This is a genomic window from Mesorhizobium sp., assembly GCF_004962245.1.
Lineage (GTDB): Bacteria > Pseudomonadota > Alphaproteobacteria > Rhizobiales > Rhizobiaceae > Mesorhizobium.
Genome location: NZ_SUHQ01000016.1, coordinates 22,581 through 47,164, shown reverse-complemented (window position 1 = coordinate 47,164; position 24,584 = coordinate 22,581). Strand labels below are relative to the sequence as shown.

Annotated in this window: 26 protein-coding genes; 13 read left to right on the top strand and 13 right to left on the bottom strand. The window is 63.2% G+C overall.

Features of this window, described 5'->3' with window-relative positions; genetic code table 11:
- Nucleotides 1-66 precede the first annotated feature (66 nt).
- Nucleotides 67-462: a cupin domain-containing protein gene (locus E5X88_RS18105; RefSeq protein WP_292163659.1), complete on the bottom strand. Its 396-nt coding sequence runs from the start codon at nucleotides 460-462 to the stop codon at nucleotides 67-69.
- Nucleotides 463-805: 343 nt separating this feature from the next.
- Here E5X88_RS18105 and E5X88_RS18100 point away from each other — a divergent pair, with 343 nt between their 5' ends.
- From E5X88_RS18100 to E5X88_RS18090, 3 genes are all read left to right on the top strand, one after another.
- Nucleotides 806-2,857 (top strand): elongation factor G, encoded by a 2,052-nt coding sequence (locus E5X88_RS18100; protein WP_292163657.1) that lies wholly within the window; start codon nucleotides 806-808, stop codon nucleotides 2,855-2,857.
- Nucleotides 2,858-3,335: 478 nt separating this feature from the next.
- Nucleotides 3,336-3,701, top strand: a complete 366-nt coding sequence (locus tag E5X88_RS18095) for a hypothetical protein (RefSeq protein WP_292163655.1) — start codon at nucleotides 3,336-3,338, stop codon at nucleotides 3,699-3,701.
- Nucleotides 3,698-4,198 (top strand): isoprenylcysteine carboxylmethyltransferase family protein, encoded by a 501-nt coding sequence (locus E5X88_RS18090; protein WP_292163654.1) that lies wholly within the window; start codon nucleotides 3,698-3,700, stop codon nucleotides 4,196-4,198. The genes E5X88_RS18095 and E5X88_RS18090 overlap by 4 nt, the downstream gene beginning before the upstream one ends.
- Before the next feature lie 52 nt (nucleotides 4,199-4,250).
- Here E5X88_RS18090 and E5X88_RS18085 read toward each other — a convergent pair whose 3' ends face one another.
- Both E5X88_RS18085 and trxB read right to left on the bottom strand, forming a co-directional pair.
- Nucleotides 4,251-5,147, bottom strand: a complete 897-nt coding sequence (locus E5X88_RS18085) for a LysR family transcriptional regulator (RefSeq protein ID WP_292163652.1) — start codon at nucleotides 5,145-5,147, stop codon at nucleotides 4,251-4,253.
- Between the two features lie 87 nt (nucleotides 5,148-5,234).
- The gene (gene trxB / locus E5X88_RS18080; RefSeq protein ID WP_292163650.1) at nucleotides 5,235-6,209 is read right to left on the bottom strand and encodes a thioredoxin-disulfide reductase; all 975 of its coding nucleotides are present in this window, start codon (nucleotides 6,207-6,209) and stop codon (nucleotides 5,235-5,237) included.
- A gap of 261 nt (nucleotides 6,210-6,470) precedes the next feature.
- Between trxB and E5X88_RS18075 the strand changes: the two genes are divergently transcribed.
- Nucleotides 6,471-6,956, top strand: coding sequence for an Lrp/AsnC family transcriptional regulator (locus E5X88_RS18075; protein ID WP_292163648.1), 486 nt, complete (start codon nucleotides 6,471-6,473; stop codon nucleotides 6,954-6,956).
- Between the two features lie 99 nt (nucleotides 6,957-7,055).
- On the opposite strand, the gene E5X88_RS18070 is transcribed toward E5X88_RS18075, so the two are convergent.
- The 6 genes from E5X88_RS18070 to E5X88_RS18045 form a co-directional block, all read right to left on the bottom strand.
- Nucleotides 7,056-7,715: an HAD family hydrolase gene (locus E5X88_RS18070; RefSeq protein WP_292163646.1), complete on the bottom strand. Its 660-nt coding sequence runs from the start codon at nucleotides 7,713-7,715 to the stop codon at nucleotides 7,056-7,058.
- Nucleotides 7,708-8,280, bottom strand: coding sequence for an SIS domain-containing protein (locus E5X88_RS18065; protein WP_292163645.1), 573 nt, complete (start codon nucleotides 8,278-8,280; stop codon nucleotides 7,708-7,710). The genes E5X88_RS18070 and E5X88_RS18065 overlap by 8 nt, the downstream gene beginning before the upstream one ends.
- Before the next feature lie 7 nt (nucleotides 8,281-8,287).
- Nucleotides 8,288-9,778 (bottom strand): D-glycero-beta-D-manno-heptose-7-phosphate kinase, encoded by a 1,491-nt coding sequence (gene rfaE1, locus E5X88_RS18060; RefSeq protein WP_292163644.1) that lies wholly within the window; start codon nucleotides 9,776-9,778, stop codon nucleotides 8,288-8,290.
- Nucleotides 9,779-9,929: 151 nt separating this feature from the next.
- Complete coding sequence (locus E5X88_RS18055; RefSeq protein WP_292163643.1) at nucleotides 9,930-10,577, bottom strand: LysE family translocator; 648 nt, start codon at nucleotides 10,575-10,577, stop codon at nucleotides 9,930-9,932.
- Between the two features lie 129 nt (nucleotides 10,578-10,706).
- On the bottom strand, nucleotides 10,707-11,588 hold the full coding sequence (locus E5X88_RS18050) for an alpha/beta hydrolase (RefSeq protein WP_292163642.1): 882 nt from the start codon (nucleotides 11,586-11,588) through the stop codon (nucleotides 10,707-10,709).
- Nucleotides 11,581-12,009 carry a thioesterase family protein gene (locus E5X88_RS18045; RefSeq protein ID WP_292163638.1) on the bottom strand — a complete coding sequence of 143 codons (429 nt, stop codon included), beginning with the start codon at nucleotides 12,007-12,009 and terminating at the stop codon, nucleotides 11,581-11,583. The genes E5X88_RS18050 and E5X88_RS18045 overlap by 8 nt, the downstream gene beginning before the upstream one ends.
- Before the next feature lie 348 nt (nucleotides 12,010-12,357).
- Between E5X88_RS18045 and rfaD the strand changes: the two genes are divergently transcribed.
- From rfaD to waaC, 3 genes are read left to right on the top strand one after another with little or no spacing between them, the layout of a single operon-like run.
- Nucleotides 12,358-13,308: an ADP-glyceromanno-heptose 6-epimerase gene (rfaD, locus tag E5X88_RS18040; RefSeq protein WP_292163636.1), complete on the top strand. Its 951-nt coding sequence runs from the start codon at nucleotides 12,358-12,360 to the stop codon at nucleotides 13,306-13,308.
- Entirely contained in the window at nucleotides 13,281-14,288 is a 1,008-nt protein-coding gene (gene waaF, locus E5X88_RS18035) for a lipopolysaccharide heptosyltransferase II (protein ID WP_292163634.1), read from the top strand. Before rfaD ends, waaF begins: the two co-directional genes overlap by 28 nt.
- On the top strand, nucleotides 14,285-15,274 hold the full coding sequence (gene waaC / locus E5X88_RS18030; RefSeq protein ID WP_292163632.1) for a lipopolysaccharide heptosyltransferase I: 990 nt from the start codon (nucleotides 14,285-14,287) through the stop codon (nucleotides 15,272-15,274). Before waaF ends, waaC begins: the two co-directional genes overlap by 4 nt.
- Before the next feature lie 199 nt (nucleotides 15,275-15,473).
- Here the strand turns inward: waaC and greA are convergent, their stop codons facing one another.
- Both greA and E5X88_RS18020 read right to left on the bottom strand, forming a co-directional pair.
- Nucleotides 15,474-15,947 (bottom strand): transcription elongation factor GreA, encoded by a 474-nt coding sequence (greA, locus tag E5X88_RS18025; protein ID WP_126034333.1) that lies wholly within the window; start codon nucleotides 15,945-15,947, stop codon nucleotides 15,474-15,476.
- A 284-nt stretch (nucleotides 15,948-16,231) separates the two neighbouring features.
- Entirely contained in the window at nucleotides 16,232-16,786 is a 555-nt protein-coding gene (locus tag E5X88_RS18020; RefSeq protein ID WP_292163629.1) for a tetratricopeptide repeat protein, read from the bottom strand.
- Between the two features lie 198 nt (nucleotides 16,787-16,984).
- On the opposite strand from E5X88_RS18020, the gene E5X88_RS18015 reads away from it, so the two are divergent.
- From E5X88_RS18015 to E5X88_RS18000, 4 genes are all read left to right on the top strand, one after another.
- Nucleotides 16,985-17,410 carry a DUF3775 domain-containing protein gene (locus E5X88_RS18015; protein WP_292163627.1) on the top strand — a complete coding sequence of 142 codons (426 nt, stop codon included), beginning with the start codon at nucleotides 16,985-16,987 and terminating at the stop codon, nucleotides 17,408-17,410.
- Nucleotides 17,411-17,576: 166 nt separating this feature from the next.
- A complete protein-coding gene (locus E5X88_RS18010; protein WP_292163814.1) occupies nucleotides 17,577-18,488 on the top strand; it encodes an extensin family protein in 912 nt (303 codons plus the stop codon).
- A gap of 204 nt (nucleotides 18,489-18,692) precedes the next feature.
- Nucleotides 18,693-19,493, top strand: a complete 801-nt coding sequence (locus tag E5X88_RS18005) for an extensin family protein (protein ID WP_292163626.1) — start codon at nucleotides 18,693-18,695, stop codon at nucleotides 19,491-19,493.
- 88 nt (nucleotides 19,494-19,581) lie between these two features.
- Nucleotides 19,582-20,289, top strand: coding sequence for an LssY C-terminal domain-containing protein (locus tag E5X88_RS18000; RefSeq protein ID WP_292163625.1), 708 nt, complete (start codon nucleotides 19,582-19,584; stop codon nucleotides 20,287-20,289).
- A 37-nt stretch (nucleotides 20,290-20,326) separates the two neighbouring features.
- Here E5X88_RS18000 and E5X88_RS17995 read toward each other — a convergent pair whose 3' ends face one another.
- Nucleotides 20,327-21,352, bottom strand: a complete 1,026-nt coding sequence (locus E5X88_RS17995; protein WP_292163623.1) for an NAD(P)-dependent alcohol dehydrogenase — start codon at nucleotides 21,350-21,352, stop codon at nucleotides 20,327-20,329.
- Between the two features lie 127 nt (nucleotides 21,353-21,479).
- Between E5X88_RS17995 and E5X88_RS17990 the strand changes: the two genes are divergently transcribed.
- Together E5X88_RS17990 and E5X88_RS17985 are read left to right on the top strand one after the other, a co-directional pair.
- Entirely contained in the window at nucleotides 21,480-22,394 is a 915-nt protein-coding gene (locus E5X88_RS17990) for a LysR family transcriptional regulator (protein ID WP_292163622.1), read from the top strand.
- Between the two features lie 76 nt (nucleotides 22,395-22,470).
- Nucleotides 22,471-23,784, top strand: a complete 1,314-nt coding sequence (locus E5X88_RS17985) for a hemolysin family protein (RefSeq protein WP_292163620.1) — start codon at nucleotides 22,471-22,473, stop codon at nucleotides 23,782-23,784.
- 186 nt (nucleotides 23,785-23,970) lie between these two features.
- On the opposite strand, the gene E5X88_RS17980 is transcribed toward E5X88_RS17985, so the two are convergent.
- On the bottom strand, nucleotides 23,971-24,579 hold the full coding sequence (locus E5X88_RS17980) for a DNA ligase (RefSeq protein WP_292163618.1): 609 nt from the start codon (nucleotides 24,577-24,579) through the stop codon (nucleotides 23,971-23,973).
- Nucleotides 24,580-24,584: the final 5 nt, after the last annotated feature.

Sequence of the window (24,584 nt, the reverse complement as noted above, 5' to 3'; positions counted from 1 at the left end):
AAGGCCGCGCACCAAGCCGGCCAGGCAGGCGTTAGGACCGATCACAATCGCCCGTCGCGCCCCGGCTCAGCCGCCATATTGCTCGTCGGTCACCTTCTCCAGCCATTCGGCATGGACGCCGTCGAGCGCCTCCTGCATGGCGATATGCTCCATCGCCGATTTCGGACCGGCGCCGTGCCAGTGCTTTTCATCGGGCGCGAACGAAATGACGTCGCCGGCCCTGATTGCCTGTATCGGTCCGTTCCAGCTTTGCGCGAGGCCGGCGCCCGATACGACATAGAGCGTCTGGCCTAGCGGATGCGTATGCCAGTGGGTACGCGCGCCAGGCTCGAAACCGACCATGACGGCGCGCAGCCGCGCCGGCGCTTCCTTCTCGATGATCGGCGTCTGCAACACACGGCCGGTGAAGTACTTTTCCGGCGCGATGATGGTCGGCACGCTGCCGCAGGCAATGATCTTCATCGTCGCGATTCCTCAAGCTGACGGCGGACCGGTCGGCGACGGCCGTTCCTTTTTGCCGCAAGAAACGGGCACTTTCGTCCGATAACCCTCATGGCGCAACCGCTTTTGCGGCTTTTCGGCGACTGGCCTGTCGCGGGATTTGATGGGAAGCCTAGGCTCGCATCCGCAATTCGCCGATCATCGCTCAACATCCGCGACATCAGGCCATCCTCAAATCCCTTGCCCTCCCGGCTAACCCGTGGGACGATGCTCTTGGGTAGGTGGCAAACTGAAAAAAGCCCCGCCCGCGACGGTCGACAGGCCGGCCGCCGCTCCCAGGGAAACGCCTGAGTGGAGGTCTGTCATGGGAACTCGCGCCGGAGGACGACGCACGGGACCGAAATGCATTGCCATAGTCGGTCCCTTTGCAAGCGGTAAGACGACACTTCTCGAAGCCATATTGGCCCGCACGGGCGCCATTCCCCGCCAGAATCCCGTTTCCTCGGGAAACACCGTTTCCGATCATTCGCCCGAGGCACGTGCCCACGCCATGAGCGTCGAGGCGACCTTTGCCACCACCGAATTCATGGACGAGCAGCTCACCTTCGTCGATTGTCCCGGCTCCATCGAATTCTCCTTCGAGGCAGAGCCGGTGCTCGCCGCCTGCGACATCGCCGTGGTCGTCGCCGAAGCCGACGAGAAGAAGATCCCTGCCCTGCAGCTGATCATGCGCAAGCTCGACGATCTCGGCGTGCCGCGCATCTTGTTCCTCAACAAGGTCGACAAGGCGATATCAGGCGTGCGCGACACGCTGAAGATGCTGCAGCCGGCAAGCTCGGTGCCGTTGCTGCTGCGCCAGATTCCGCTGCGCAAGAACAGCGTCGTCATCGGCTCGATCGATCTGGCGCTGGAGCGCGCCTACATCTATCGCGAATATGCCGAAAGCGAGATCGCCCAGATTCCGGGTGATGACAAGGCACGCGAGCTGGAGGCGCGCTTTTCCATGCTGGAGACGCTCGCCGATCATGACGACCAGTTGATGGAACAGCTGCTCGAAGAGATCGAGCCGCCGAAGGACGCGATCTTCGACGACCTCGCCGCCGACCTGCGTGACGGCGCGGTGACGCCGGTGCTGATCGGCACCGCCGAGAAAGGCAACGGCGTGCTGCGCCTGCTGAAGGCGATCCGCCACGACGCGCCCGACGTCGAGGCGACCCGCAAGCGCCTCGGCGCGCCCGACGGAAACATGACGGTGGTCCAGGTGATGAAGACCATTCACACCGCGCATGGCGGCAAACTGTCGGTATCGCGCATCCTGTCCGGCCAGCTTGCCGACGCCTCCGAGCTCTTCCTTTCGAACGGCGCCACGGCAAAAGTCTCCGGCATCTACAGAATGCTCGGCAAGGATCAATCCAAGCTCACCTCGGCCAAGGCCGGCGACACGGTCGCGCTCGGCAAGCTGGACGACGTCACGACCGGCCAGACACTGAGCTCGGCCAAGGGCGGCATCAAGCCGCTGGTAACGCTGGCGCCGCCGCAACCGGTGTTCGCGTTCGCGCTACGGCCGAAGGAACGCAAGGACGAGGTGAAGATGTCGGCGGCCATTCAGCGCCTTGCCGAGGAAGATCCCTCGCTCAGCCTGCGCCACAATCAGGATTCGGCCGAAACCGTGCTGTCGGGCCATGGCGAGATGCATCTGCGCGTCGTGCGCGAGCGGCTGGAGGGCAAGAACCAGATTCCGGTCGAAGGCCATCCGCCGGCCGTGCCCTATCGCGAGACGATCCGCAAAGCGACGCAGCAGCGTGGCCGCCACAAGAAGCAGTCGGGCGGCCATGGCCAGTTCGGCGACGTGGTGATCGAGATCAAGCCGCTGCCGCGCGGCTCCGGCTTCCAGTTCACCGACACCATCACCGGCGGCGCCGTGCCGAAAACCTATATCCAGTCGGTCGAAACCGGCGTGCGCGACTATCTGAGATCCGGGCCGCTTGGCTTTCCGGTGGTCGATGTCGCCGTCAACCTGTCCGACGGCTCCTACCATTCCGTCGATTCGTCGGACATGGCTTTCCAGATGGCGGCGAAGCTGGCGATGAAGGAAGGTATGGCCGCCTGCTCGCCAGTGCTGCTCGAACCGATCATGAAGGTCGAGATCGTCACGCCGTCCGACGCGACCTCGAAGATCATCGCCCTGATCCCACAGCGGCGCGGCCAGATCCTCGGCTACGATGCGCGGCCCGGCTGGCCGGGATGGGATGTCGTCGAGGCGACCATGCCGCAGGCCGAGATCGGCGACCTGATCATCGAGCTGCGTTCGGCGACCGCGGGCGTGGCCAGCTATCGTGCCGCCTTCGACCATATGGCCGAACTCACCGGCCGCCTGGCCGACGAGGCATTGAATGCCAACGGCAAGGCTGCCTGACCCTGGATTTGGCCGACAGTATCTCGGCCAATACACGCAAGCGGCGTCCGGAATGATCCGGACGCCGCTCTCCTGCGGACCGTCTTCGTGGGAGGCGAAACGGCAGGTCCGCCGCATGTGCCGCCAGCGCCTGATGGCTGCAGCGGAAGAATGGTTGGGACGCGGTAGCCGCCTGAGCCCGGTTCGTCCGAGTGATGCCCCCATCTCCCGCACGAACCACACCGCGTCCTATCATCTGCTTAGTCGATGCCGGGCGCTTACGATATGTTACCTGAGGTTACATGTCACTGTTACGTGACAATTTCGGTCGGCCTTCCGTCGGCACCGGCAGCTTTCGGGCAACAAAAAAGCCGGATCAACGAAGATCCGGCTGAGTTTGATTGGAAGTGCCTGTTAAGGCTAACCTCCAGAGGGGAACACTCGAGGGCGCAAATGGGAGGAGAACGCGCCCAGGAGATGATCTATATATGTGCTCATCATGCCCAAGAAACAAGCATCTATTTTGCAACACACGCATGCAAAAAGACGCAGGCTGTGGTCTAACCCATTCTTTGACCCCATAGGACCAGCAGAATCATCGAAATGCAGTGCGCAGCCAGCCAAGAATCATTGGGAAACGGCGAATCAGAGCCGATTCTTGCTCCAGGCGCAGAAAACAACGAATGACGTCGAATCGGGCAGCACGCGTTTATTTTTGCGGCAATCCCGCACCGCCCCGAAAATCGGTTCCTATTTTGCTGCGCTGACCTTCGCTTCGGAAAGCGCGATGCGCAGATTCGAAAAGTACAAGAGCGCACTTGTGCATCCAGGTGAACGCACGTCGCTCTGGAAGGAGCCTCGATGAAGACACGTCAGGCGATCGCCGGCAGCGCGCTGTTCTTCATCGCAGCGCCCGGCGTGGTCGCGGGATTGCTGCCCTGGCTGTTGACCGATCGCTATCATCTGCCATGGTCGACCCTGCCCGGCTTGGTCCCGGTCGGCTGGGTGCTGGTTGTCGTCGCGACGGCCCTGCTGCTTCATGCCTTCGCCCGTTTTGCGCTCGAAGGCCTGGGCACGCCGGCCCCGGTCGCGCCGACGGAGCGACTGGTTGTCGGCGGCATCTACCGCCATGTCCGCAACCCGATGTATGTGGCGGTGCTGTCGATCATCCTTGGCCAAGCGCTGCTGTTTTCGAGCTGGATCCTCCTCGCCTACGCCGCTGTCGCTGCCATCGCCATGGTCTTGTTCGTGAAGTTCCATGAGGAACCGACGCTCGCCCGCCGCTATGGCGCTGACTACGAAGCCTACCGCCATGCTGTTCCCGGCTGGCTGCCCCGCCTGACGCCGTGGCGCGGCCAGTAAAAGATGATCGTCTGCGATGCAGAGCGGAAAGCGGTTTGCAGAAGGGATTGGTTTAGAACGACCAGCTACGCGCCTTGGCAATAATGAAATCGCGAAAGACATGCAGTTTCGCCTGGTTCTTCATCGCATCGGGATAGGCGAAATAGGTGTCGAAGGACGGTACTTCGGTCTCCGGCAGCAACTGCACCAGCCCTGAGTCCTTGCTGATGACATAGTCGGGCAGCATGGCGATGCCGGCGCCACCCTGTACCGCGCGCTTGATCGACAAGATGTCGTTGATCTGCAGCGTCGGCACCCTTTGCCCACCCTCGAAATCGCCGACCGTTTCCAGCCAGTTCAACTCCGACAGATGCGCCGGCACCGGCACGCCGAAGGTGACGATGCGATGGGTTCTCAACTCGGCGATCGACGCCGGCTTGCCATATTTGTTCACATAGGAGGGAGCCGCGTAGAGGTGGAAATGCACGGTGAACAGGCGGCGCTGGATGAGATCCGGCTGCTGCGGCTGGCGCAGCCGGATCGCGCAGTCCGCCCGGCGCATGGTGAGGTCGAGTTCCTCGTTCGCCAGGATCAACTGCAGGCTGATCTCGGGATAGAGATCGATGAATTCCTGCACGCGCTCGGTCAGCCAGCCGGCGCCGAGCCCTACCGTGGTCGTCACCCTGAGCACGCCGGAGGGCCGGTCCTTGGCCTCGGTCAGCCGCGACTTGATCGTCTCCAGCTTCATCAGCACGTCATGCGCCGTGCGGAACAGCATCTCACCCTGCTCGGTCAGCACCAGACCGCGGGCATGGCGATTGAACAGCGGCACGCCGACGTCATGCTCGAGCGCGCTGACCTGCCGCGAGATCGCCGATTGCGACAGATGCAGCGTCTCGGCGGCATGGGTGAACGACCCCGCCTCCGCCGCAGCGTGAAACACGCGTAGCTTATCCCAGTCCAACGCCATGATGCCCCTCGTTCTGTTTTTGGCGTCTGCCTGTTTTTAGCCCCTGAATGAAAAATCAGGCTTTTGCGCGGCTTTTCGGCCGCTTCCTTACTCCGCCGCTTCGCGGTGAACTTCGATCCCGGCGAGATACTTTTCCGCCTCGAGCGCGGCCATGCAGCCGAGCCCTGCCGCCGTCACCGCCTGGCGGTAGATGTCGTCGGTCACGTCGCCGGCGGCGAACACGCCCGGCACGTCGGTGCAGGTCGAATCCGGCGCCGTCCACAAATAACCGTTCGGCTTCTGCTTCAGCTTGCCGGCGAACAGCTCGACCGCCGGCGCATGGCCGATCGCCACGAACACGCCGTCGACCGTCAGATGCATCTCCTGGCCGGTCACCAAATTGCGCAGCTTCAGCCCTTCCACCGAAGGCGGCAGCGGCATCTTGCCGGACTGACCGGTGATCTCGTCGACGACGGTGTCCCAGATGACGCGGACATTGTCCTTCTTGAACAGCCGCTCGCTCAGGATGCGCTCGGCGCGGAAGTCGCTGCGCCGGTGGATGACTGTCACGCTCTTTGCCAGGTTGGAGAGGTAGAGCGCCTCCTCGACCGCCGAATTGCCGCCGCCGATCACCGCGACATCCTTGCCGCGATAGAAGAAGCCGTCGCAGGTGGCGCAGGCCGATACGCCGAAGCCCATGAAGGTCTGTTCGCTCGGGATGCCCAGCCATTTCGCCTGCGCGCCGGTGGCGATGATCAGTGCGTCGGCGGTATAGACGGTGCCGGAATCGCCCTTGGCGCGGAACGGCCGCACATTGAGGTCGACCTCGGTGATGATGTCGTTGATGACGTCGGTGCCGACATGCTCGGCCTGCTTCAGCATTTGTTCCATCAGCCACGGACCCTGGATCGGATCGGCGAAGCCCGGATAGTTTTCGACGTCGGTGGTGATCATCAGCTGACCACCCTGCTGCAGGCCGGCGACCAGCATCGGCTTCAGCATGGCGCGGGCGGCGTAGATTGCCGCCGTATAGCCGGCGGGGCCGGAGCCGATGATGAGAACGGGTGCATGCTTGGTGGTCATGGACTGGCCTTCACAACAACCGGACGCGAATGAAGCGTCCGGCACAGGGGTCTAATATCGGCTCTAATCTAGGTGTTGCAGACGACGCCAGCAAGACGACCTGGCCTTCGTCCCCGGAAAGCTTGGGCACAAACAGGCGATCCATGAACATCTTGCATGGTAACTGTCCGAAAATCACCGGCTGAAGGGGATGGAATGGACACCAAAGTCGTTTAATTACAAAATCACGAAAGATTCTTGCGTGAAGCGCCGAAGGTATCCATGCCGCTCAAAGCCGATCTCGACGCCATCGACTGGAAGATCCTGCGCGAGCTTCAGCAGGACGGGCGCATGACCAATGTCGAGCTGTCCGGCCGCGTCGGCATTTCGGCGCCGCCGTGCCTGCGTCGTGTCAGGCGGCTGGAAGAGACCGGCATCATCCGCGGCTACCGCGCCTTGCTCAACGCACCGGCGCTCGGCATGGACGTCGTTGCCTTCTGCCTCATCGGCCTGCATCACCAGGCCGACGCCGAGCTGAAAACCTTCGCCGAGCGCACACGCGGCTGGCCGATCGTGCGCGACGCCTGGATGGTGTCGGGCGAATCCGACTTTTTGCTGCATTGCGTTGCGAGCGACCTCGGCACCTTCCAGACCTTCGTCATCGAGGAGCTGGCCTCGGCGCCGAATGTCGATACGGTGCGCACGGCACTGACCATCCGCCGCGTAAAGGACGAGGGCCTGGTGGCTTTCAATGGGGTGAGAGCTTAGAGCATTTTGCAGCCAAGTGGGTTCACTTGGCGTCATAGAAATGCGGCTAAAACAAATAGATAGAGCGGGATGCCCAGTTCAGTTTGAACGCGTCCCGCGCTAACCCTTGCCGAGTTCGGCGATGGCGTCGCAGAGTTTTCTGTGATCATTGCCGGTCATCAGTCTGCGCGTCGCGAAAGCACCAGCGCCGGCGATCCGATTGGATCCGCCGCGCACCAGCCAGCCCTCGCCCAGCCCGGCTCGCCGGCCGGCTTCCATGTCATCGGCCTTGTCGCCAACGATGATCGATCGGCCGATATCCACGCCCAGCAGATCGCGGGCGCGCAGAAGCATGCCCGGATTGGGCTTGCGCATCGGATGATCCCCTGCTGCCAGTTCACCGGTCCCGCTCGAATGGTAGGCGCAGGCGAGCACCAGATCGATCCGGCAGCCCTGCACTTCGAGAAGCGCCAGCAGCCGGGCATTGACTGCGGCGAAATCCGACCAGCCGAAATAGCCGCGAGCTATACCTGACTGGTTGGAGACCACGATCGCAGGAAGGCCTGCGATGTTGGCCGTTCGGATCACCGGCAGCATCTCCGGCCGCAGCACGATGTCGGCCGGATCGCTGGGATAACCGGTATCGACATTGATGGTGCCGTCGCGATCGAGGAACAGTGCCGGTGTGCCGGCTGGAAAAATCGCGGTGCCGATCCGTTCGACCCACAAACCGGGCTCTTCGAGCGGATACGGCTTCACGACAGCGTCCCTGTCAGCCATCGCAGAGGCGCGCTTCGACCATTTCGCACAGATGATGATAGAGGCACAGATGTCCCTGCTGGATGATCGGCGTCGAGGTCGAGGGCACGTTGAGCAGGACATCGCAGAGCGGCTTGAGCCTGCCGCCGGTATCGCCGGTCAGGCCGATCACCGTCATGTCCATCATGCGTGCCTGTTCGGCGGCGGCGAGGATGCTGGGCGAGTTGCCGCTAGTCGAGATGGCGAGCAGCACGGCACCCGCCGAGCCATGCGCCTCGACCTGGCGCGAAAACACCGTGTCGAAGCCGTAATCATTGCCCCAGGCGGTCAGCACCGCCGCATTGGCCGGCAGCGCGATGACATTGTAGGCCTTGCGCTCCTTCAGGAAACGGCCGACCAGTTCGCCGGCGATGTGGATGGCGTCGCTGGCCGAACCGCCATTGCCGCAGATCAGCAGCGCCTTGCCCTGCGAAAGCGCCGCGACGACGGCGGTAACGGCCCGCTCCATCTCGCTGGTGAGGTCGCGCTCGACCATCGCCGAGATCGCGGCCGCCGAGCGGACCAGGTAATCGTTCAGTTCGGACATGAAAACCTCAGTTTGTATTGCCGGCGCGCAACTTGCCGATGGTGCCCGTCGTGCTTTTGCCGGCGACGAGATCGACCAGCACGACGCGTCCACCCGCCTTCTGCACCACGTCTGCACCGACCACCTGATCGATCGTGTAGTCGGCGCCCTTGACCAGTATGTCGGGCGTCAGCGCCTCGATCAGGGCGAGCGGCGTGTCTTCCTCGAAGACGACGACGGCGTCGACCGAGGCAAGCGCCGCCAGCACGCAGGCCCGGTCATGCTCGTCGTTGACCGGACGCCCCGGCCCTTTTAGCCGGCGCACCGAGGCATCGCTGTTGAGACCCAGAACCAGCCGGTCGCACTGGCTGCGTGCCGCATGCAAAAGGCCGACATGGCCGGCATGGAGGATATCGAAACAGCCATTGGTGAAGCCGACGCTCAGGCCTTCGTCCTTCCACGCCGCCACCAGCCTGGCGGCGGCAGTGGCATCGAGGATCGCATCCTTGTGGGCAACCGGTCCGTGCGAGCGAAACAGCGCGCCGGTGAGTTCCTCGACCGTCAGCCGCGCGGTACCACGCTTTCCCACCACCACGCCACCCGCCGCATTGGCGATGGCGGCGGCCATGATGCGGTCGGCGCCCGCGGCAAGAGCCAGCGCAAACGTCGCGATCACCGTGTCGCCGGCGCCCGAAACGTCGAACACTTCCCGCGCCTGCGTCGTGATGTGGCGGGCATCGTCCCGGCTGACGACGCTCATGCCTTTTTCGCTGCGCGTCGCAACGACGAAATCGAAGCCATGTGCCGCGATCAGTTCACGCGCCGCGGCCACGATCTCGTCGTCAGCAAACACCGCGCGTCCGACCGCCTCGCCGAGTTCCTTGCGATTGGGCGTGATTGCCGTCGCCCCGGCATAGCACGCATAATCACGCCCCTTCGGATCGACCAGAACCGGCTTTCCCACCTCGCGGCAGATCGAGATCAGCTCGCTTGCGACGCCGTCGAGCAACATGCCCTTGCCGTAGTCGGACAGGATAACGATGTCGGCTTGCGTAAGCGCGGCGCGGAAATGCCGGATCAGCGTCGCGCGCTCCGCATCGTCCAGCGGCTTGATTTCCTCTTCGTCGAAGCGCAGCACCTGCTGGTTGAGCGCGCTGAAGCGGCTTTTCGACGACGTCATGCGGTTCGCGTCCTGCGTGAGGCCGCCGGTGTCGACGCCAGATTCCCCAAGCATGCGCATGAGATTGTCGCCGGCCTGATCGTCGCCGATCACCGAGACCGGTATCGCGGCGGCGCCGAGCGAGACGATGTTGGAGACGACGTTGCCGGCGCCGCCCATCGCCGACGTTTCGCCACGCCCGCGCAGCACCGGAATAGGCGCTTCAGGCGAAATCCGCTCGATGACGCCGTTGACGAAACGGTCGAGGATGAAATCGCCGACCACCAGCACGGTGACGTTGCCGAACCGCGAGATGGCGCGGTGAAGGGGGTCGGGAGAAGGCAGGTATTGCTCGTTCATGTCATCCGCGACGTGCAATGAAAGCCGGTCCCGATGCTGTGAAAACGCCGGACTGGCAGGGCTGGTCGTTCATGGCGAAGCCGATATACCGCAATTCGGCCCAGCGCAACGGCAGGCATCGAGCAAGTCACAGCCGACTGCCGTTGACGGATCAGCTTTTCTGCAAAGCGACATGAACACCCAATCCGACGAGCACCACGCCGCCCGCGCGCCGCATGAGGCGCTGCGCGTGGCTCGAACGCCGCAGCCCGGTGATCAGCGCGCCTGCCAGCACCACGCACACGACATCCGCAGAGGAGAACATCAGATTGACGATCGTCCCGAGGACGAGGAACTGGAGCCAGACGGGAAATGTCGCCGACGCGTCGATGAATTGCGGCAGGAACGCCATGAAGAAGATCGCGGTCTTGGGATTGAGCACTTCGACGGTGATGCTCTCGAAAAAGGCGCGGCGGGCAGATTTCGGAACCATGCCTGAGGCAACGGAGCCTGAGAGGACGGCATCGTCTTGCGCCTTGGCGCGAAACAGCGAAACACCCAGCCAGATCAGATAGAGCGCGCCGGCCAGCTTGACCGCCACGTAGAGCGTCGGCACGGCGTGGAAAAGCACGGACAACCCGGCAGCAGCGGCGATGACATGCACATAGCCGCCAAGGTGAATACCCAACACCGCCATCAGGCCGGACCAGCGGCCACGCGCCATGGTTTGTGCAGCCGCGTAAAGCATGGCCGGGCCGGGGATGTAGGCGAAGATCGCCGTGGTGGCGAAGAAGGCGATAAGCAGTTCGGTCGATGGCATTGCCTTGCTCCTGTCGCGCTTCGCTGGCGGGTCGTCGACTGAAGCGAGAGCTTTGCGGCGGCACTGTGACGCTCCAGCACCGGTCTTGTGACGATGGGGATGGTCGTGAGGTACGCCCGGTTCCCGAACTCACGCGAGATCGGCCAAAAACTCTCTCAGGCGTCGCGCCGTTTCTGCCGGAAATTGATCGACGAAGAAATGGCCTCCCGGAAGCGAGGCTTCGGTCACATTGGAACAGCGCTTGCGCCACTCCGAGGGAATATCGAACAGGGACGCCATTGTGCCGGACGAGCCGTAAAACACGAGCGTCGGGCAAACGACCTTCCGGTCGAGATCGGCTGTATCGTGCTGGAGATCGATGCTCGCCGCCGCCCGGTAGTCGGAGCATGAGCCGTGAACCATGTCGGGAGCGCGCCACGCACGCCGATACTCGGCCATCATCTCGGGGTCGAAATCCGAGATCTTGGTTGCACCCCAGCCAACAAGGCAGGTTTCATAGAAGAAGTCGGGATCGCTGCCGATAAGGCGTTCGGGGAAAGGTTCGGGCTGCGAAAGAAAATACCAGTGCCAATAGGCGCCCGCGACCTTCCGGTTGGTGTCCATGAACATCGCGTAGGTAGGCACGATGTCCATCACCGTGAGCGACAGCACCGCGTCGGGATGGTCGAGCGCCATCCGGTGTCCGGTACGCCCACCCCGATCATGGCCAACCATGTGAAAGCGGTTGAATCCAAGATGACGCATCAGGCCGACCTGATCGGCCGCGAAAGCGCGGAAGGCGTAGTTCGAACAATCCGGCAAGCATTTCGGCTTCGCAGAATCGCCGTAACCGCGAAGATCGGCACAGACAACGGTGAAATGGCTTGCGAGTTGCGGAGCAACCCGCGCCCACATGGCCCGGCTCTGCGGAAATCCGTGCAGCAGGAGCACTGGTGGTCCGGAGCCACCCACGTCGCAGGCGACATCGATTCCCTCGACCGAGACGATCTTGTGCTCGAAGCCCTCAAACATGACCGGTCTGCTCCGACTTGGCCGAAACGCGCGCCAGGAATTTGAGATGGTCGACGACCGCCCTCTCGTGGAAGCCTTCGCCGATCAAACCGCATTCGTCCCTGCAGGACACCTTGAAGCGCAACTTGCGCCCTTCCACGGCGACCAGTTCGACCTCGGCGGTGACCGTCATGCCGACCGGCGTGGCGGCGATGTGACTGACGTCGACAAGGGTGCCTACGGTTCTTTCGTGGCTGCCGAGAAACGGGCGCAATGCCTCGACGCATGCCCACTCTATGAAGCCGACCATGAAGGCTGTCGCAAAGACCGGCGGCATGTCGCCGAAGCCCGTGAAGGCCGGCGCCATGGCCGGAACCGTGAGCGTGCCGTCGACACGCAGGCTCTGGAGGAAGCGAAGACCGGGCTCTAGATTTGATGTCATGGTTGTATTGAAGATATGCGAGAACTTGACCGCCGATAGCGCGGCTGTCGCTCGGCGTTGATGAAAACCCGGTATAGGGCTTCCAACGGAAATGAAGAGCGATTCAACTACCGGTACGGCAGACCTTATTTCGAAAACAGTCCCGTCGATCCATCCCTACATTCGTCGTAGCTGGTCCCGACAATCCCGCTTATGTCGCCGTCGAATTTGAACCGGAATCAATACGGACTGTTGGCGCAATTGCGGCGTCCGGCCAGTCCGGACAGCCAGTGTCTTTATCGACAGGCCTGCCAGCGTCCCCTATAAGGGCCGGATTCGGCAAGCAACCGCAGGTCAGGGCCTATTAACATGATCATCGTCACGGGCGGCGCCGGCATGATCGGCTCCAACATTGTCGCCGCGCTTAATGCCGAAGGGATTAGCGACATCCTCGTCGTCGACGACCTGACCGACGGCCACAAGATCGCCAATCTCGCCGACCTCCAGATCGCCGACTATCTCGACAAGGACGATTTTCTGGCGCGCCTCGAAGACGGCGGACTCGGCCGCATCGAGGCTGTTTTCCACCAGGGCGCCTGCTCGACCACCACCGAGTGGAACGGCAAGTTCATGATGGAGGTGAACTACGCCTATTCGAAGCGGCTGCTGCATGCCTGCCTCGAGCTGCGCGTGCCTTTCCTCTATGCCTCCTCCGCCTCGGTCTATGGCGGCGGCGCCGACTTTCGCGAGGAGCCGGAATGCGAACGCCCGCTCAACGTCTATGCCTATTCAAAGAAACTGTTCGACGACTACGTCCGCCGCACCGTCTTCGACACCGATCATTCGCCGGTGGCGGGCCTTCGCTATTTCAACGTCTATGGACCGCGCGAGGCGCACAAGGGTGCCATGGCCTCAGTCGCCTTCCATCTGTTCAACCAGGTCGAGCAAGGCCAGAACCCGAAATTGTTCGGCGCCTATGATGGATTTGGACCCGGCGAGCAGAGCCGCGACTTCATCCATGTCGGCGATGTCGCCGACGTCAATCTGTGGCTGTGGAAACGCGAATTGAGCGGCATCTTCAACTGCGGTACCGGCCGCGCCCAGCCGTTCCGCACCATTGCCGACACGGTGATCGGCACGCTGGGCAAGGGGCAGATCGAGTTCATCGACTTCCCCGACCACCTCAAGGGCAGCTACCAGAGTTTTACCCAAGCTGATATGTCCCGGTTGCGCGCTGCCGGTTACAATGGTCAGTTTCGCACAGTGGAAACCGGCGTCAGAGACTATGTCGAATGGTTGAAAGCCCAGCGATCCTCGTGATCGGCCCCCGCTGGGTGGGCGACATGGTGATGGCGCAGTGCCTGTTCTCGGCGCTGAAAGAGCTTCACCCGACCACCGCGATCGACGTGCTGGCCCCGGCATGGGCGGCACCGCTGGTCAAGCGCATGCCCGAAATACGCCACCAGATCGATCTGCCGCTGAAATCCGGCGTGCTGGAATTTCGCATCCGAAGGCGCTTCGGCCGCCGGCTGCGCGGCCGCTACGACATGGCCTATGTCATGCCGGGAAGCTGGAAGTCGGCGCTGGTCCCGTTCTTTGCCCGCATCCCGCGCCGTGTCGGCCATCTCAAGGAAATGCGCTACGGGCTGCTGACCGACATCGTTCCCTTGCCCGACGGTGTGAAACGGCGCACGGCGCAAGCCTATTTCGGCCTCGCGCAAGGGGGCACGTTCCGCGCCCCAAGGCTTGCTGTCGACACGAAAACCCAGGCGGCATTGCTGGGCCGCTTCGGGCTGGAGGCGGAAAAATTCGTCGCGCTGATGCCGGGCGCCGAATTCGGCCCGGCCAAACGCTGGCCGAGTGAACACTATGCCGGCCTTGCCCGCGCCATGATGGCGAAAGGGCTGAAGGTCGCGCTGTTCGGATCGAAGAACGACGCCGACGTCACGGCGGAAATCGCCACGCTTGCGCCGGGTGCTGTCGACCTCGCCGGCCAGACGCGGCTGGAGGACGCCATCGACCTGATCGCCGCGGCCAGGCTCGCGGTGTCGAACGACAGCGGGCTGATGCATGTTGCCGCAGCGGTCGGCACGCCGATCGTTGCCGTCTACGGCTCGACGTCGCCGCAGAATACGCCGCCGCTCGCCGAGCACCGCGAACTGGTCTGGCTCGGCCTGTCCTGTTCGCCCTGCCACCAGAAAATCTGCCCGCTCGGTCATCTCAACTGCCTGAAGACGCTTGAGGTCGCGCAGGTCGCGGCGGCTGTGGAACGGCTGCTGGAAATACCGGCCGCCGTATGAAGGTTCTCATCGTCAAGACATCCTCGATGGGTGACGTCATCCATACCTTTCCGGCCGTCGAGGATGCGCGCCGGAACCGGCCCGATGTGTCGTTCGACTGGTGTGTGGAGGAGGCTTTTGCCGGCATCGTGGCGCTGCATCCGGCGATCGCGACCATCCGCACCGTGGCGATCCGGCGCTGGCGCAAAAGCCCGCTCGGCCGCGGCACATGGCGCGAGGCGGCGGGCTTGCGCCGCGCCTTGCGGGATTGCCGCTACGATCTCGTCATCGATGCGCAAGGATTGCTGAAATCGGCCCTGGTGGCGAAACAGGCCGCGGCGCCGATCGCCGGCTTCGATGGCTCGAGCGCCCGCGAACCTTCGGCGGCTTTGTTCTACGACCGCCGCTATGCCGTGCCGCGCGACCTGCATGCCATCGAACGCACAAGGCGGCTGTTCGGGCTGGCGCTCGGCTATGAACCGGATTTTTCCGGGATCGAGTCCGGCATTGTGCCGCCGGCCGGCGGTTCGACCTTTGTCGGCGAAAAACCCGCCTTCCTGCTGCACGGCACCAGCCGCGAGGACAAGAAATGGCCGGCCGACGACTGGATCGAGACTGCCCGGCTTCTCGTGGAGAGAGGCATGACGCCGGTCACCACCTGGTCGAACGACAGGGAAAAGGCGGTTGCCGAAGCGGTTGCCGAGGCCGTTCCGCAGACCGTTCTGGTACCGAAATCGCCGCTTGCCGAGATCGCCGCGATCATCGGCCGGTCAGTGCTGGTCATCGGCGCCGACACCGGCCTCACTCACCTCGCCAGTGCTTTCGGCCTGCCGACCGTCGCCGTGTTCCTGGCGACGGAACCCGGCCTGACCGGCCCGCGCGGGCCGTTCTCGTCAACGCTTTTGGCCGCGCCCGGGGGGCGTGTGACGCCAGCGGAAGCGATGGCGGAGGCCGAGAGGCTGCTGGAACGCCGGGCGCCTGGTCGGGCCGGCGCCGGCAAGAATTGATTTGTTCAATCAATTCAATCGGAAAGATCAGCGCCGCCCCCCAATCGCCTGCCGGCACCTTCTCCCCGTATAGTGACGAGGAGAAGGGGGCTGGCCGCGAGCTCGACGCTTATTCTGCAACGCCGGTGATTGGCGAAACCCGGCGCAATCCTCGGGTTAAAACAACGCGATTCAGGAGCAAATCCTGCCCGTTTTACCCCTAGATAAATTGCACCTGGACGATCTCGTAACCCCGCGCACCGCCTGGCGCGTTGACCTCGATCGCGTCGCCGACTTCCTTGCCGATCAGCGCCCGCGCGATCGGTGAGGAAATCGAGATACGGCCGGACTTCACGTCCGCTTCCTGGTCACCGACGATCTGGTAGGTCTTCTTCTCTTCCGTGTCCTCGTCGACCAGTACCACGGTCGCGCCGAACTTGACCTTCTCGCCGCTGAGCTTGGTGATGTCGATCACTTCGGCACGCGCGATGAAGTCCTCAAGCTCGTGGACGCGGCCCTCATTGAGGCTCTGCGCCTCTTTCGCCGCGTGGTACTCGGCATTTTCCGAGAGATCGCCATGCGAGCGCGCTTCGGAAATTGCCTCGATAATGCGCGGCCGCTCTTCCTGCTGGCGCCAGCGCAGTTCTTCCTTCAACGACGCGAACCCCTCGCCTGTCATCGGAACCTTGTTCATGATGCCTGACCTTTCCTGCCGCCGCCCCCGCTTTCCGGGAGCGACCTTGTCGATGGTACAAAAAGAAAACGGTCCGGCAGCCTCGGGCTAACGGAACCGTCTCACCGCAATTTTTCCCAATATAGCAATCTTCGCGGGTTTTTCACGCCAAAAAAATCGGTTTTGAGAAATTCACCCGTCATTTGTGGAAATGCCGTCGCGGCAGCGCGGCTGGCAGGACGCGCGGCAACAAAAAACCGGCTGCGATTGCTCGCAGCCGGTTTGAGGAGCGTTCGGGGGTCGAGTCAGCTCCTCGTGAAGTGGTCGATCTGCTGGGACAGCATGCCGTATTCGCGAGATCCCTTGCCGGTGCGCTTCTCGATCTCGCGGAGCTGTTCCTGGGCGCCGGCGAGATCGCCGATCTGCAGATGGGCCTCGCCGAGATATTCGCGCACCAGCGTGTAGTTCGGGTCGATGCGCAGCGCTTCCTCGTAATAGCCGAGGCCGACGGTGACGCGGCCGGAATGGCGATGCGAGTAGCCGAGATAGTTGAGGATGCGTGGGTCTTTCTTGTCCGCAGCCAGGCTGAGCACGGCGATCGCCTCGTCATAACGTCCGGCCATCGCCAGGGCGCGGCCGGCTTCATAGATGTTGTCGTCATCCAGCATGCCTTGCTTGGGTGCCGCGCATTTCTTCAGTTTCTTGTCGTAGACGTAGCCTTTCTTGCATTTCGTGACGGTCTCGTTGCCGCCACCGCCTCCGGCGCCACCTCCGCCGCCCTCGCCCGCCGAAAACACCGGGGCCGCAAACAGCGGCAGGGCGGCAAGCGCCAGAACCTGGATCAGCAATCGTCTGCGCATCGAAACCTCCTTGAAACACGACAATGCGAGGCTAACGCCGGGCAGAAGCCGTTTCATCCCGAAAAAGAGTGCGGCCGCCAGAAGCTTTTTGAAACCGTCCGCAACGGCCGCAAAATTGAAGAACCGAAGGTGACGTGACGAGCGCCGCAAATTCGCTATCATCCAACACACGATAAACGGAGCATGCGGAGAAGGCCAGTGCGGCGGCGCGTTGAAAGGGAATGGGAACTTTCGATCGGTCCCGACACCGTGCGCCTGTTTATCCTCAAGGCGAAGGCGCTGAGTGCTGCCGTCAACGAAGACTATGCCGATGGCGCCGAGCACGAGATAGAGTTCGACGGCGAGCAGCACGACAACCATCACCATGACGGCCTCGCAGAGGAAAGTTCCGAAAACCTCACCGAAGAAGAACTGCGCGAACTGATCAACGACCTCAATGTCGACGAGGCGGCCGAACTCATCGCGCTGGCCTGGGTTGGCCGTGGCGACTACGACGCCTCGGAATGGGCGGACGCGGTGACCGCCGCGCGCGAGCGCGTCAACAAACGCACGGCGAAATATCTGCTCGGCATGCCGCTCCTGGCCGATTGGCTGGAGGAAGGGCTGGAAGCGATCGGCGCGTAACGCCGCGGTTACTGTTCGTGATCGGCCAAAACCCTCGTCCAGGGCAACTTCCGCACGCACCCGCCGTTAAGGACGAATGGCGGCGCTAACCCCTCCCGGATCGATCGGATCGGTCGGATTGACCAGATTGGCTGGACTGAGCAGATTGGCGCCACCTTTGGCGGTGATGATGCTGTTCGCGGGTGCGGCCCTGGCCAAAGCTCCAAAATTGCCTGAAAGCGTGCCCGTCCCGGAGCTCAATCAATCGCAACCAGCGCAAAAAGCCGCGCCCGCCGACGCGCCGGTCCCCGAGCCGCGCCCTGCGGATGCGCCAACGCCTGGTCAGCCCGCGACCGACAAACCGAACCAGCACAGACCCGACCAGCACGAGGAAGCCCGGCCGGAGCCGCCGGCAGTCGCTCCAAAACCGGCCGAAAAGCCCGCTGAGGCGGAGCCGCCGGCCACCGCCCCGAAACCACCGGAAAAGCCGGCGCAAACGCAGGAGAAAGAAATCCCTCCCGACCCGCGCTCGGCCTCCGTGCCGCAGGAAAAAATGCCGGAAGAGGAACTTGCCTGCCGCAGGCGGCTGAAGTCGATGGGCGTCGACTTCGAGGAACGCAAGGCCGAGCACGATGCGACGGTCGGCTGCTCCATCCCCTATCCGATCGCGCTGAAGACGCTGGGCAAATCATTGGATATCAACCCCGAAACCGAGCTGAACTGCCAGATGGCCGAGGCCGCCGCGCGCTTCGCCGCCGATGTCATCCAGCCGGCGGCCAAGGCCGAGTTCGGCGCCAATCTCAAGTCGGTCGGCCAGGCATCCGCCTTCGTCTGCCGACAGCGCAATGGCGGAGGGAAACTGTCGGAGCACGCCTTCGGCAACGCGCTCGACATCGCCGGCTTCACGCTTTCGGACGGGAAAAGGATCGATATCGGCCCGGCGCCGCCGGAAAAGGACGCGAAATTCCTGAATGTGCTGCGCAAGGCAGCCTGCGGACCGTTCAAGACCGTGCTCGGCCCGGGCAGCGATGCGGATCATTCGCTGCATTTCCATCTCGACCTCGCACCGCGCCGCAACGGCGGCACCTTCTGCCAGTGAGATCACCCCGGACTAAGGTTCGCGCCGCAATTTGGCCTCAGGCGTGAATGCCGCTGCTGATTTTTCCTTTACTCTTGGCGACTAAACTCTGTGCCATCTGGACCATGATCCCGAAAAAGTGGGGACCGGTTTTCGGAAAAGGTCATGGTCAAACAAACAGGCAGAACCTGATCGGGATCAGGTTCGGGGACAGGGAACCTGCCTATGGCCGGGATATTTCGCGCCGCGTTCATCGCCGTGCGGCAAACGAGACGCGCGCGCATGGTTGCCGGCGGGCTTGCCATCGCTGCGATCTCGGCCTGCACCACCGGCAGCGTGCTTTCGCTGGAACCGGCCGTCGATGTTGGCAGCCAGACCGCTGCTGTTTCCACATATTCCGGCATGCAGACCCTCGTCCCGTCCAACCCGTATATGACCGCCGCCTATCCGCGCATGGACGAGCCGATGGCGCCGGCTGAACAGATGCCTGCCAGCGAGGTCGACTGCCGCAAGGAGTTGAAGCGCCTCGGCGTCGTCTACACCGATCTTGCGCCGATCCGCGAAGGCCAGTGCGGCATCGACTATCCGGTCAAGGTCTCGGCCATCGGCAACATCGGGATGAAGCCGGCCGCGACGCTGACCTGCGACATGGCCGCCACCTTCGCCGGCTGGGCCAGGAACGAACTCGTCCCGTCCGCCCGCTGGCGTTATTTCTCAGGGGTCAAGACCATCCGCCAGGGCTCGAGCTATTCCTGCCGCAGGATCGCCGGCGAAGGCGTGCTGTCGGAGCACGGCAAGGGCAACGCCCTCGACATCATGAGCATCGAGCTCAACAACGGCAACGATATCGACGTGCGCAAGCCCGGCCTGTTCGCTTTCCGCACGCGCGGCTTCCTCAACACCGTGCGCGCCGACGGCTGTCAGTATTTCACCACCGTGCTTGGTCCCGGCTACAATTACGACCATCGCAACCATTTCCATTTCGACATCAAGAACCGCAAGAACGGCTACCGCGCCTGCCGCTGAGCCCTGGCGGTGCCCTCTGCCCAAGGTCCGTGGCGTCGCGTAGAATGACGCCACATGAAGTGATGCCATATCGCCTGGATGGTATCTCGTGAGCCGACGAAGCCTTCGACGACGCGCAACGATCTGGCTGGTGGCGTTCTCAGTCGGCTATCTCGTGCTCGCCTATTTCGCCGCGCCGGAATTCTGGAGCCTGCGAGACCGCAACTTCCGTACGCAGCGCTTCGAGATGGTGACGCACACGCCGCAAGGCATTCCTGGCGACCCGATCAATGTCGGCCTCGTCGGCACCGAAAAAGAGCTGGTCCACGCCTTCGCCATCGCCGGATGGGACACGGCCGATGCCGTCACGCTGAAGACCGCGATCGAGATCGGCGAAAGCGTGCTGTTTGGCCGCCCCTATCCCGACGCGCCGGTCAGCCGGCTGCTTTTCGACGGCCGCGCACAGGATCTCGCTTTCGAAAAGCCGGTCGGCGTCAGTGCCGACCGGCGCCATCATGTCCGCTTCTGGCAGACCGATGCGACCGGAGACGATGGCCGGCCGCTGTGGTTGGGTTCGGCAAGCTTCGATCGCGGCGTCGGCCTCAGCCACGATACCGGCGCGATCACCCATCATATCGCTCCCGACATCGACGCCGAGCGCGACTTCCTGATCCACGACCTGTCCGCGGCCGGCATGCTGGTCTCGACCGGCGAGATATCAGGCATCGGTGCGACCAAGACCGGGCGCAATGGCGGTGGCGACCCCTATTTCACCGACGGCAAAGCGGTGGTCGGCGTGCTGCTGCAGTTGCCGTAGACGCAAGACGGACCGCCGGCCCTCCGCCTCATCGCCGCTATCGGGACCCGGCGATCACGATCTTGCCGAACGGTCCCGTCTCCAGATGTTCGAAAGCCTGCGGCACCTCGTCGAAACCATAGATCTTGTCGATCACCGGCTTGATCGCAAGGGTCTCGATCGCCTCGTTCATCCGCTCGAAAGCGCGGCGGTGACCGATCGATATGCCCTGCACGACAATCCGGTTTTGCAGGAACGGGATGATCGGAAAGCTGAGCTCCATGCCGCCCAGAAGGCCGATGACCGACAGCCGGCCGTCGGCGCCTAATGCATTGAGCGATCGCCGGGCATTGTCGCCGCCGACCATCTCCAGCACATGCCTGACGCCGGCGCCATCAGTCATGTCGCGCGCAGCCTCGTCCCACGCCGGTTGGGCACGATAGTTGATCGCCTGCCAGGCGCCGAGTTCTCTTGCCCGCTCGAGCTTCTCGTCACTGCTCGACGTGACGATGGCGCGCAGGCCGAAGGCTGCAGCGAACTGCAGCGCAAACAGCGACACGCCACCCGTGCCCTGGATGAGAACGGTCTCGCCCGGGATCGGCTTTGTCGCCTCGACCAGCGCGAACCACGCCGTCAAGGCCGCGATCGGCAGCGTCGAGGCCGCGGCATCGCTGAGGGACGGCGGCGCCACCACGGCGGCATCTTCATGGAAAAGCACATAGTCGGACAACGTGCCGGGCAGCGACGATCCCAGCGTATGCTTGTGCAACACAGGCGGTGCGTCGCCGTCCAGCCAATCGGCGATCACCTGGCCAAGCACGCGCTGTCCGACGCGGAAGCGGGTGACCTCGCTTCCGACGGCCACCACTTCGCCCACGGCGTCGGATGTCGGCACGAAAGGAAAGGCAAGATCCGGGATCAGCACGCCGTCGACGATCATCCTGTCCTTGTAGTTCAGCGAAACGGCTTTGATCCGCACCAGAAGGTCGCGTGGCCCCGGCTCGGGAATCTTCCCTTCAGCCGGCTCCAGCCTGGACAGGCCGAAACCGCCCATCTGCCAGGATTTATTGATTTCAGGTCTCATCTTCGGTCCGCGCTCCGTTATTGGTGGTCACGCGAGACATCTATGCGATTTAACTATAGATAAAAGCGCTTCCATGCGGCATATTTGGAAACAAATTGAGGACCTAAATTCTACAATAGGAAAGCGAATGGAATCGGCCAGTCTGCAAGGCATCCTCGCATTCGTTCAGACGGTCGAGGCCGGCAGCTTCACCGGCGCCAGCCAGCGGCTGCATGTGACGAAGTCGGCGGTCGGCAAGGCTGTCGCGCAACTGGAGCAGCGACTGGGCGTTCGCCTGCTCAACCGCACCACCCGCAGCCTGAGCCCGACCAGCGAAGGCTTGGGCTACTACGAAGCCTGCGTCAGGGCACTGTCCGAAATCGACGCCGCCCAGTCGCTGCTTGCCGCGCGCCAGCTGGCGCCTTCTGGCCGGCTTCACGTTGACGTGCCCCTGGCCTTCGGCCGCAGATGCGTGGCACCCGTGCTCTTCGAGATTTCCAGGCAGTTTCCCGATCTGACGATGGAGATCTCCTTCAACGACCGGCGCGTCGACCTGATCGAGGAAGGCATCGATCTGGCGGTCCGCATGGGCGACCTCGATGACAGCCTGTCGCTCGCAGCGCGCCGCATCTACGCCCAGCGCTCGGCCATCTGCGCGGCCCCCTCCTATCTCGAAAAACAGGGCAGGCCGCAATCGATCGAGGATCTCGCCAACCACAGCGTCATCGGCTACGGCCGCGACGGCATTGTCAGGCCTTGGACCGTAAGGCATGCCGATGGCCATGTTGGAAAATTCGTGCCAAGGGCGCGGCTTGTCCTAGGCCACGGCGAACCCATGCTGGATGCAGCCCTTGCCGGCTGCGGCATCGTCTTTCTGCCGACCTGGCTGGCGGCCGACAGCCTCAAGAGCGGCGAACTCGAGACGGTCCTGTCGGACTGTCTCGTCGAAGACATCGTCGTGCATGCAATCTGGCCGGTGACGCGCAGCCTGACGCCAAAAGTACGTGTCGTCGTCGACGCCCTGATCGAGCATTTTTCGTCGCCGCCATGGGATGCCGCATGAGATGACTGCCTGCGCCGGCATGAAAAATGACGGTCATCTATTTTCGAAGACCTCGCCGCAATGCTATTGACCCCGCATGCTATACGCTGAAATCGCCATCGTGGTCGTCCTCATCTGCGTGAACGGCCTTCTGGCAATGTCCGAACTTGCCATCGTCTCGTCGCGGCCGGCCCGCCTCAAGGGGATGATCGACCGCGAGGTCAAGGGCGCCGGCCGCGCCCTGGCGCTCGGCTCCAATCCCGGCAAATTCCTGTCGTCGGTGCAGATCGGCATCACCCTGGTCGGTGTCTTGTCCGGCGCCTTTTCCGGCGCCACGCTTGGCGAGCGGCTGTCCGTGTTCCTGGCATCGGCCGGCGTCCGCGAAAGTCTTGCCGACCCGATCGGCGTCGGCATCGTCGTCGCCCTCATCACCTACTTCTCGCTGATCATCGGCGAACTTGTGCCCAAGCAGATCGCGTTGCGCGATCCCGAACGGGTCGCCGCCAGGGTTGCTCCGGCGATGACCATCCTTGCCACCGTCTCGGCACCGTTGGTGTTCCTGCTCGACATCTCCGGCCGCGCCATCCTGTGGCTGCTTGGCCAGCGCGGTGAAAGCGAGGAGAAGGTCACCGACGAGGAGATCAAGATGCTGGTCGCCGAGGCCGAACATCACGGCACCATTGAATCGGACGAGCGGCGCATGATCGCCGGCGTCATGCGGCTCGGCGACCGCGCCGTCCGCGCGGTGATGACGCCGCGCACCGAGGTCGACTGGATCAATCTGCAGGCTGACGACGCGGCGACCCGCAAGCTCCTGATGGAGACCCAGCATTCGCGCCTACCGGCCGGCGACGGCAGCGTCGACGCCATGATCGGCGTCGTCCAGACCCGCGACGTGCTGGCCGCGATGCTTGGCGGTCGCGCGCTCGACCCGCGCCGGCATGTGCGCGCCGCTCCCATCGTCCATGACCAGGCCGACGCGCTGGATGTCCTTTCGACACTCAAGGAATCCGACGTGCCGATGGCGCTGGTCCATGACGAATACGGCCATTTCGAAGGCATCGTCACTCCGGCGGACATACTGGAAGCCATCACCGGCGTGTTCCGGGCGGACCTCGACGCCGGCGACGAGGAGGAAAACGCCGTCAAGCGCGACGACGGCTCATGGCTGCTCGCCGGCTACATGCAGGCTGACGAGATGGCGGACGTTCTCGGCATCGACCTGCCCGAGAACCGCGACTACGAGACCGTCGCCGGCTACGTGCTGTCGCACCTGCACCATCTGCCGACGACCGGCGAATGCGTCGATGCGCAGGGCTGGCGCTTCGAGGTCGTCGACCTCGACGGCCGGCGCATCGACAAGCTCATCGCCACCCGCCTGCCCGGCGGCCATCGCGAGATCGTGCGGTGACAACACGATGTAGGCTGTTCGGGGTGTTGGGTCTTGGACCCAAAGGCGACTTACCTCTGCTGCAACGTGGACGACTGCTTTGCGCCTCCATGTCGGTCATTCCGGCCGCCTTGACCGCCTACGAAAAGCGGAAATTGCTGGTGCCGACGCTGAGGTCGCGGTTGCGCCAGAAGCGGTCGTCGATGCTCAGAAATCGGCTTCCTCGAAATGTTTGGCCTTCAGCCATGTGTTCGACGGTCCGCTCCTATAGCGGCTGTCGGCGCGCTTCGAGATGATGCTCTCGAGCCCCACCTTCCCGATGGCGCGAAAGATCGCTAACGCACTGCCCTCGAAATGCTCGCTGTACTGGATCTTGCCGAGGCCGTGCTCAACCAGTTGCCACAGCGCCTGCTTGCGCTGCAGTAGGGGCAAGGAGGCTAGATTGCGACCGTCGAGATGGAGGATGTCGAACGCGACGAACACCAGCCGGCTCGGTTCGTTCCAGATCGCGGCTTCCAGCGCAGGGCAATCGGGAGCGCCCTGCTCGCCTGACACAACGATCTCGCCATCGATAATGGCAGCCCGGCATGGCAGCTCGACAGCCAGCGCGATGGGCCAGTATTTCGTGGTCCAGTCACGACCGTTCTTGCTGTAAAGACGCACGCCGCCTTTATCTATGATGATTTGCGTTCGGTAGCCGTCAAGATTGACCTCGTGAACCCATCCCTCATCTTCGGGCGGCTCCTTGACCCGAGTCGGGATCTGCGGCGGAATGAACTCCAGCCAGCCGCTGTTCACCTTGGCACGCTTACTCAATGACG